The sequence below is a fragment of the Pseudomonas sp. BF-R-19 genome, assembly GCF_019956445.1.
Taxonomy (GTDB): Bacteria; Pseudomonadota; Gammaproteobacteria; order Pseudomonadales; family Pseudomonadaceae; genus Aquipseudomonas; species Aquipseudomonas fluorescens_BH.
Genome location: NZ_JAHBDN010000121.1, coordinates 1 through 9,317, shown reverse-complemented (window position 1 = coordinate 9,317; position 9,317 = coordinate 1). Strand labels below are relative to the sequence as shown.

The following is a 9,317-nucleotide window of genomic DNA, read 5'->3' as shown; positions in this document are numbered from 1 at the left end:
CAAGCACTCAGGCAGCAACGTGACTTGCGTCCGAGCCTCACCTTCAATGAATCGCTTCATGATCGCCCCCAATACGATCTAGACGATCAGAAGGTTAGACAAACACTGGCGTTTTCACACAGCCTGGGTCGATTTCTGCCAATCGCCACTGTCAGCTTTGGGTCGACCTCTGCCGGTCATAATCTAGGGACGTACTGGTCAAATTCGGTCCAAAGGACTGTCAGGTCGAATCCAAATAGCTGGGTATATCTGGGAAAGGCAACGGCGAGATGAGCTAGGCTTCCGGCATCATTACTCAAGGACGACCGTCATGCCCGATAACTCAGATTGTAAGATCGCCACTGCGGACGCTCTGACATTGCTCCTCCACAACCAGCACGCCCTATGTGCAGCGATAGAAGAAATAACCAAGTGGCTGTCAGAAAATGGGGTAGGCAGTGTCGCCGCTAATGCGATATCGGCAATGGAAACGCTGGACACAAATGCTCAGGCCATCACAGATTCCATTATGAGGGTACGCCAGTCTTAGATCACTCAGTGAGGTCCAGGGCTGCCTTCTGATTTGAATGGCCCCCTGACTTTGTAGACACAACTGAATGGTAGGGGGACGGATAGCGACGGTCTGGCACGACCGTCGCAGTGAATGGTCAGACCTCCGTCTGCTCCGCCATTTCCAAGGCATCATCGACTTCGATTCCCAAGTACCTGACAGTGCTTTCAAGCTTCGTATGACCAAGCAGAAGTTGGACCGCTCTCAGGTTCTTCGTCCTGCGATAAATCAACGAAGCCTTGGTTCTCCGTAGCGTGTGAGTACCATACATGGTTGGGTCAAGACCAATGGTTGTCACCCACGCTTTGACTATTCGAGCGTATTGCCTGGTGGATAAATGCTCTGAAGCGTGCAACCGGCTCGGGAACAAGAAATCCTCACTGCGGAGACGCGCCTGGCGCATCCACGCTTCCAGAACCGTTCGGGTCTGTTCAGTGATTTCAAATTGCACTGGGTGTTGAGTTTTCTGCTGCATCACGATGGCCCGTGACGATACATGCTCCCCATGGGCAATGTCTCGGACCCGCAATTTGGTTAAGTCACAGGCACGCAGCTTGCTATCGATGGCCAAGTTGAACAGCGCCAAGTCCCGGGTCTTATCCGCAAGCTGAAGTCTTACGCGGATAGCCCAGATATCTCTGACTCGGAGCGGGGCTTTCTGACCGACAAGCTTTCCCTTGTTCCAAGGCTGATGGCGGTATCTAGCAACAGTGTTCATGGCTCGTCCTCCACGTTGAGGGAAGACAAGGGTGGATCAGTCACAATGGCTGGTGGTCGCTATCAGACCTATAGCTGCCTGTCAGCAAAGGCATAAATCGACCCATAGCTGCCGGTCAAACATTGTCAATGTCGTAAACTTTCGTGGTTGTGAACGAAAGTTATGTGACGTAATCCAAAGTTCTCCAGCGCGTGAAAGACTATCGTGCGTTCAATGCCAACTTCACCTCTTCGGAAAATAGGAGAATGCCATTATTGCTGCATAGCAACTGCGCCGTGTTGAAGGAATCTAGTGGGCGAACAATCAAACTACCGTCCGATAGAATCAATTCTATGAAAATGCCCCGAAATTCCCAGACCTTTCGGAAAGTGCTTCTTCAATGAGCTTCAACGACACCTCTGCCTGAAGAATGACTCACGTACGGTATTAAAACTAGGTGTCTGATTTGGACTCACTCTGTGATAGGTGATCTGAAGCGGTCTCTAATGCCTTTGAATTCATCGGCGGCGCGGCCAGTAATCGCTGCAAAGTTATGTATTTTAATCCGATCTTATTAACAAGCTTCTATTTTCATATGGATGATTCACTGGCGATCACGAATCGTGACGCTATGCTTCAATTCGTCGCTGGGTAGTTGTGCTTCATCAATAATTTCTTCGATTTTCACACCCGATTCGACTTTTTCAATAAGATCCTTAATCGCAATTTTCATAAACCAATGGGGCGTTCGGTCCAAGTGATTCGCTGCTTTTTTTAGACGATCACGTGTTCGGGAATCCAATTTTACGCCAAGTGTCGTGCTGGCCATTCGGACCTCATGTGTTTTCAAATATTAGCTATAGAAATGGTCGTTGGTTAGTTTGAAAGCTTAAGAGCTATAATCAAATTATCCTGCTGATAAGGTGAAGCTAAATGGGTGTTGATTTTTGGTGATCTGTATTGAAACTTATAGCTGGATTTTTTTGCTGCTGCCAAAAGCTACGTCTGCTCACGTGATTGAGGTAGACGTAACCTTCAGCTATTTTAAAGCAGGTGCCATCTAATTATAAATTAGATAATTTTCAATAGATGGTTTCATTGGAAATTGCCACGTCAGGCCCTTTTTTTCTGTTGAACTCCGATTGTTAAATCCAGCCGTGCAAACAGATCTTTGGGGTCGTCCAATTCTGGAACGAGCTCAATGGTACTCCCGATATCAAACTCCTGTGCAACAGCCAGTACATAACGCAGGGCAGAATAGTCTTCCAGCGCAAAGCCGACCGAATCGAACAGGGTGACGTCTGTTGCATTTTCACGGCCGGCCACTTCGCCCTTTACAACTCGCCAGAATTCGGTAACCGGCGAATCCGCAGGCATTTGCTGAATTTCACCCTCGATACGACTTTGCGGTTCGTATTCTACGAAAACACGGGACATTTCGACGATTGAACTATGCAGTTCGGTCTTGCCAGGGCAGTCACCGCCGACCGCGTTCAGGTGCATGCCCGGTTCAATCATTTCCGGAGTCAAAATGTTTGCATAGGCTTTATCTGCTGTCACTGTGGTCACGATGTCGGCGCCGCGCACGGCCTCAGCGACAGAGGAGCAGATGACTACTTTAATGTCTGAGAATCCTTTGAGATTGGCCGCCAGTTTCCTGGTTGCCTGTGGATCGATATCGAATAATCGGATCTCGTTGATGCCTAGCATCTTATGAAAGGCGATGGCTTGGAATTCGCTTTGTGATCCATTGCCGATAAGCGCCATGGTGCGTGCGTCAGATCGAGCCATGTATCGTGCAGCCAAGGCAGAGGTGGCGGCGGTACGGATTGCTGTCGTAAGCGTCATCTCGCTGAGTAAAACGGGCTTGCCAGTTTCGACATCAGCAAGCGCACCAAATGCCATGACCGTCAGCATGCCGCTCAGGGTGTTTTTCGGATGGCCGTTCACATATTTGAAGGCGTACAGCGATGCATCCGAGACCGGCATCAACTCGATGACGCCCTCCGCGGAATGGTTGGCTAAACGTGCACACTTTTCGAAATCGTGCCAACGAAGATAGTCTTCACGGATAAATTCTGCCATTTCGGACAGGAATGAATAGATACCTTTTCGTGAAACTAATTGGCTGAGATTGTCTACGTCAATATATCGAGTCATTTCGTCATCCTCTGTGTTAGATGGTGAGTGATTAATGAATTTCAGGTGCAACTCATCGGGCAGCAGCACAGCTGCTGCGCCCAAGAGGAATCAGTCATTAAAGTAAAAAATCAATCAGTGAGACTTGTTAGTGCATGGATAATGCTAAATCACCTTTGGTAATGCCGGATTTACACCTTTTCGGTTAAGTATCCAAAGATAACAGAGGCCAGCGACGATCCAGATACAGCCTAGCTTCTGTGCCTCAAGTCCCATGTTGTACATGATCGCACAGGTGATGCTAAAGCCGAGTATCGGAGTTATCAGATGACGCCAGATGTCGCGGGATTTCATGCGGCGCCAGTAATAATTTATAACGGTGATGTGTAGAATCATGAAGCCACTGAGGGCGCCAAAATTAACGAGCGACGTCAACGTATCCACGGTATCTATAAAGAGGTAGCAGATGGCTATCGACAATACGGCGACTATATAAATACTCACGTATGGCGTGCTGTACTTCGGGTGAACCTTTGCCAGGGCCTTCGGAAGTTTTCCATCGCGGGCCATACCGAACAGCAACCGGGAAACGGCAGCTTGAGAGGTAATCGAGACAGCCACTCCCCAAGCCAACGCCGTGGCTATCGCTGTCAGCGATGCCAACCAGCTGCCACCAGCAATTTCGGCAATTTCATAGAACGCCGAGTCGGCTGAAGTGAAGCCCATACCCGCCGCCAGATCGGCGGCCAGCCAAGTCTGAGCGACAAAGATGCCACCCATTACCAGCAAACTGATCAATGCCGCTCTGCCCACGCTGCGACCCGCATCGCCCTTGGTTTCTTCAGCCAGGGTAGAAATTGCATCGAAGCCGAGGAAAGAAAGAACCGCGATGGAAACGGCCTGCATCATCAGTGAGAAACTGAATGTCGTGGGATTGTACAGCGGCGCCAGCGTCAAGTGCCCGTTGCCGGCTCCCGTGTGTAGGGCGTTCCAACCGCAAGCCAGGAAAATGCCAAGAACGATAAGTTGTGCCACTAGAAAGACGATGTTCATGCGTGCAGTGAAGGTCATGCCGCGCAGGTTGACGAGCGTGGCGCTAATCAAGAAAGCAAGGATGAACCCGGTTTTCGGAATGGCGGGATAGAGATGGTTCAGCGCTATCGCCGCATAGATGTATAGCAATGGCGGAATCAGCAGGTAGTCGAGCAGGAGTAGCCATCCTGCGATAAATCCGGCATGCGGGTGCAACCCGCGTTGAGCATATGAATAAACCGAACCTGCAATGGGAAATGCACGAGCCATGCTCCCATAACTCAAGGCGGTGAACAGCATAGCCACCATGCCAATTATGTAAGCCAGCGGCACCATCCCGGGCGCTTCACTGTTCACATACCCATATACTCCGAAGGGAGCAATAGGGATCATGAAGATCATTCCGTAAATGACAAGGTCTGTAAGCGTTAAGCTACGTTTCAGTTCTTGTTTATAACCAAACTCTTCAATTGCCATGATTTGGTACTTCCGTATGCAAGTAAGGCGGATGCTTCAGTCATTTGCCAGGTGCGGCATGATGGCTGGAGCATGTTTTTAAACCCGGTAGGTTAAAAGACGCCTAAGCGGTTTTTTATAGTTGTATTACCGATTTAACAAGCAACAGCATTTATAGCAGGGGTGCCAAGTAGTCTGACCATGACTGAACAGCTTCCGGTTTTTGCAATAAGTCGTTTCTCACCTCAATGAGTACAGCATTGATACCGCGTTGATCGCCATGAAAGGGCACGGTCATGTCTTCAAGCGCATTGATCTCGTAAGGCACGTTGGCGGCAACTTTGAGGTCGTGAGCCGCCAGGCCTCGAATCAATTTTTGTGCGTAATCATGGGCACGGTCGAACAGAATGCCGACTTCAATCGCGCGTGGTTGGCCGTGATAAAGGGGGGTGAAGCTGTGAACACCGATGATTCGGACTTCTCGTTCCATCGCCAATCGAGCGCCGATCAGTTCGCTCAGTTTTCGATGAAAAGGCGTGTACAGACATTCCTGCCGATACTGCCGTGTGGCTTCATCCAGATGTTGATTGCCCGTGATATCGTAAATCTCGCTGCGCGCGGGAATGCTATCGGATGCTTCCAAAGGTCGGTTGAGATCAATCAACAATCTTGAGTAGTTGGCTGATATCAAGGTTGCGCCCAGTGCCTTCGACAGGCTCTCGGCTAACGCCAATGCTCCGATGTCCCAAGCGATATGTTCCTTCGCGGCTTCGTCGCTCAGGCCCAAGTCAGCCAGTTCAGCCGGTATGTAAGCGCTGGCGTGTTCGCAGACCAAAATGACCGGGTGTTCGGCGTCTTCTCGGCTTACGGAGTAGACCGGCTTGGTGTACAGGTCATACTCCGATGTTTCAGTAGAGGCGCGCATAGTGTTCACACAATTCGGCAGGGGTCATTGTCTCCGTCGACTTCAGCTCTTCAGCCTTGATGGCAAAGTACGCATCGAGCAGTAACTTCGGCAGTTGCTCAAACAGTTCTTTGCTGTCTCGCAGGCTGGCAAGCGCATCGCTGAGGGAATCGGGCAGAGCCACGATGTTCAGCGCCTGGCGTTGTTCTTCACTCAGCGTGTCCGGAATTTCATCGGTAGAGGAATCCAGTACCAGCTTTTGCTCGATGCCTATTCTGCCGGCCATCAGCACTGTCGCCATGGTCAAGTGTGGCGACGACGTCGCATCGAGCGGGCGAAATTCCAGGTTGTACTGTTTCGCCGGTGACTTGCCACCAATGGTGATGGTCGGGCATATGCGAAGTGAAGCCTCTCGGTTGCGCTGACCCAGATTTGCGTAGGAAGCGCTCCAGTGATGAGGTTTTAAACGCAGATACGAGATAGGTGTCGGCGCGCTGAACGCGCACAGGGCCGGCAGATATTTCAGAACTCCCGCTGCCCAATGTTCGCCCAGTGTCGACAGTCCATTGCTTTGCTCTGCGCTGTACATGACTGGATTTCCAGCCTCATCCTGCAAACTGATATGCAGGTGCACACCGTTACTGACGCCATCCGGTTCGAGCTTGGGAGAAAAACTGATTTCCAGGCCCATCTGCCGAGCAATTTCCCTAGTGATTTCGCGTACGTTCACCGCTCTGTCGGCAGCGGCGACACCCTGAATCGGTCGACAGGTAATTTCATATTGAGCCTTGCCGTATTCCGGTAAGAACATTTCCGGTTCGACACCGGCTGCCCTCAGAGCGCACAGCAACCAGCCACCGAAAGACGCCGCGTGATGTTGAGCCGCGAGGGAAAAGGCATGGTGTGAGTTGGCTGAATCCAGATAGCCCAGATTGAATTCGTGTTCGAACGCCGCCGTCACCTCAAGGCCCAGGTCATCGCGATATCGCTGGATCTCATTACGCAATAAAGTGCGCGGACAGGCCGGCCATGGCTGACCATCGGTTTCACAGATATCCGCGTGGATAAAGTCCAGGCCAGGCGCGTTGGCGTCCGGGCCATTGGGCACTCGTACGCGGCTACCTATGTCCGGAATCAGACGCAGATCACCATAAGATCCCCATGGGTTATGCGACGCAACCACGTCCTGTGGCGTTAGTGCACTATTGGCAGGAACCCAGCCACAGCCTGCGATCCGATAATTCTCAAGTTCGTCGGCGGGAAATGAACGCCCGCGCGTTACACCAATCAAGTCAGTCGTGACAATGGTGGTCATGGCCGTTGGGGAAATGGTTTTTTTATCTGCATTGGACAGGCTCATGCTCCAATCTCCTGCAAACGGTTGATCACGGTCTGAGTGTCGGTTATCCAGCAATAACCCTTGATGGCGTCCAGGCAGGCTTGATGCCTTGGCGCTGTGTAAGTCGCGCAAGCGTCTTCGACCAGGGTGACCAGGTAGCCCCGGTCCGCTGCGTCCCGAACCGCCATGTCCACGCATTGGTCTGTGACGATACCGGCGATGATCAAATGTCGGGTTTCAAGATTTCGCAGTACGTAGTCGATATTGGTCGAGTTGAATACGCCCGACGAGGTCTTGGGCAGGATAATCTCGTTTTCGGTGGTGGCAAGCTCATCAATGATGCCAGCCTCGAAGCTGCCCTTAGGCAAGTGCATATCCGACAACTTATGATCGAGCGAACGGTCACGACCATCTGCCGTGAGGCTTTCGATGATGGTATGAAGCACATTTTGACGGGTATCGCGCACTGCCTTCAGCAGCTTTATCTGGTTCGGAATCACCATTGCGCGAGTGCGAGTCAAAAAGTATTCCGCGTCCGGCCCCTGAAGATGAGGATCAAACTGCGGGTCCAGCCAGGCCCGTTGCATATCGACCAGCAAGAGAGCCGTGTGGCCATGACTGAATGGCAAATCACGCGGAGAATGATGGGGAAGAGTGAACATTATTATTTTTCCTCCAAGAGGTGAGCGGCGAAACCGGCACGCAGCGAATCAATGCCTTCCAGGCGCTCATTCAGGTTGGTACTGCGTTGAGTGAGGGTGGCGATCAGCGCTTCTACTTGCGCGAGTGCTGGAACCAGTGTGTCAAAGGCAGATACCGATTCGACGGGGGCGCTGATGATCAGGTCGGCCAGTTCGCGCAGGGGTGACACGTAGATGTCTGTGAAAAGGACAATCCTCGCATTCCGGGCCTTGGCTGCCGTGGCGACACGAAGTGCTTGAGTCTGATAGCGGCGATAGTCAAAAAGCAGCACGACATCTTGACGTTGGATGTCATACATCCGGTCTGGAAGCTGGGCATTGTCTTCCAGCGTATGGCAACCCGCACGCAACAAGCGGAGGTGATTGACAAGGTAGCCCGCGAGGAAACTACTGAGCCGACCGCCGAAGCAAAAAATTTGATACCGGTTGTCGAGAATCCAATCAACGAGAACGCGCACATCCTCGGGCTGAGTAAGTGCTTGAGTTTCCTGAAGGGTGCGACCGCTGTCTTGTAAGTAAATTGTCCAGGCATTGTCCTGGCTCAGGTGAGAGCGGGGCTGTAGTAGCGTGATGGGCGAGCGTAAGCGTTGATCCATCTCACTGAGCAAGGCTTCTTGAAAATCAGCGTACCCACCAAATCCAAGCTTCTTTACCAACCGCATGATTGTCGGGTCGCTGACCCCAGCCTGCTCCGCCAAACGAGCCATTGATCCAAGCCCGCTTCGCGGGTATTGGTCAAGCAGCACACGGATTACTTTGCGCTCCGAAGGGGTTGGCTTCAGAGCAACATCAGTAATTCTTTCTCGTAAATTTGTCATTGGATCGCCTTTCAAAGCGCTGTTGTTTTTATTACAGAACCAGATGTAGCGAGTCTATGTGTAGTGAATCGAACATGTCTAGCGTTTTTTGTGCCGCTTGTCGTTTTCACTACAGAAGGGGGGGGGTTGTTCAAATCGTTGATTTTTGCACATGAGGAGAAGAGTCACGTTGACAGGCTCCTGCCGAAAGGCGCCTGACCACTCACTCGCCTTTCCGGCCATCGATTTGAGGCTGGCTTTTCTCGGCAGCAATCAGGAGTGCAATTCATTCTTCAAAACAGTGCGGATGGCAACAACCACATATTGTTCGTCAACCGGCGCCTGAATGCCCACCGCCAGATGTTCTCTTTCTTCTTGATCATGGCCAAAACGTTGAGCACGCAGTTCGAGTTTTTGACAAGACTTTAATCACTCTCTCCGAACGTAACGCTGACACCGATGGCATTAATGCGAAAGCGTTGCGTGCGGATATCTCCAAGCTTTCTGTCCAAGTGGCCACCGCAAAGACTTTTACGGGGGCCGCGTTCTTGTGAAGCTGAGTGACTGCTTTTGGCCGATTGTGTTGAAAAAGTCGGGTTTTCAACTCGCCTGAACTCAGGCACGGCCACCATCGGAGAACCTACTCACCACATTGCGTGGTTTTTCGGCCCTTCGTTGACCATTGCCGCTCTGTTAGTGGGT

9 protein-coding genes are annotated in these 9,317 nt (G+C 51.4%); 1 reads left to right on the top strand and 8 read right to left on the bottom strand.

Features of this window, described 5'->3' with window-relative positions:
* Nucleotides 1-310 precede the first annotated feature (310 nt).
* Nucleotides 311-529: a hypothetical protein gene (locus KGB28_RS30600; protein WP_034149083.1), complete on the top strand. Its 219-nt coding sequence runs from the start codon at nucleotides 311-313 to the stop codon at nucleotides 527-529.
* A gap of 118 nt (nucleotides 530-647) precedes the next feature.
* Here KGB28_RS30600 and KGB28_RS30595 read toward each other — a convergent pair whose 3' ends face one another.
* The 8 genes from KGB28_RS30595 to KGB28_RS30560 form a co-directional block, all read right to left on the bottom strand.
* On the bottom strand, nucleotides 648-1,268 hold the full coding sequence (locus tag KGB28_RS30595; protein WP_223449154.1) for a tyrosine-type recombinase/integrase: 621 nt from the start codon (nucleotides 1,266-1,268) through the stop codon (nucleotides 648-650).
* 583 nt (nucleotides 1,269-1,851) lie between these two features.
* Nucleotides 1,852-2,076: a transcriptional regulator gene (locus tag KGB28_RS30590; protein ID WP_223449153.1), complete on the bottom strand. Its 225-nt coding sequence runs from the start codon at nucleotides 2,074-2,076 to the stop codon at nucleotides 1,852-1,854.
* Nucleotides 2,077-2,360: 284 nt separating this feature from the next.
* Nucleotides 2,361-3,407 carry an ornithine cyclodeaminase gene (locus KGB28_RS30585; protein WP_223449152.1) on the bottom strand — a complete coding sequence of 349 codons (1,047 nt, stop codon included), beginning with the start codon at nucleotides 3,405-3,407 and terminating at the stop codon, nucleotides 2,361-2,363.
* A 144-nt stretch (nucleotides 3,408-3,551) separates the two neighbouring features.
* Nucleotides 3,552-4,895 (bottom strand): APC family permease, encoded by a 1,344-nt coding sequence (locus KGB28_RS30580; protein WP_223449151.1) that lies wholly within the window; start codon nucleotides 4,893-4,895, stop codon nucleotides 3,552-3,554.
* Between the two features lie 151 nt (nucleotides 4,896-5,046).
* Entirely contained in the window at nucleotides 5,047-5,799 is a 753-nt protein-coding gene (locus KGB28_RS30575; protein ID WP_223449150.1) for an N-formylglutamate amidohydrolase, read from the bottom strand.
* Nucleotides 5,783-7,138 (bottom strand): glutamine synthetase family protein, encoded by a 1,356-nt coding sequence (locus tag KGB28_RS30570; protein WP_223449149.1) that lies wholly within the window; start codon nucleotides 7,136-7,138, stop codon nucleotides 5,783-5,785. The genes KGB28_RS30575 and KGB28_RS30570 overlap by 17 nt, the downstream gene beginning before the upstream one ends.
* Nucleotides 7,135-7,779, bottom strand: a complete 645-nt coding sequence (locus KGB28_RS30565) for an isochorismatase family cysteine hydrolase (RefSeq protein WP_223449148.1) — start codon at nucleotides 7,777-7,779, stop codon at nucleotides 7,135-7,137. Before KGB28_RS30565 ends, KGB28_RS30570 begins: the two co-directional genes overlap by 4 nt.
* A gap of 2 nt (nucleotides 7,780-7,781) precedes the next feature.
* Nucleotides 7,782-8,636 (bottom strand): MurR/RpiR family transcriptional regulator, encoded by an 855-nt coding sequence (locus KGB28_RS30560; RefSeq protein WP_223449147.1) that lies wholly within the window; start codon nucleotides 8,634-8,636, stop codon nucleotides 7,782-7,784.
* Nucleotides 8,637-9,317: the final 681 nt, after the last annotated feature.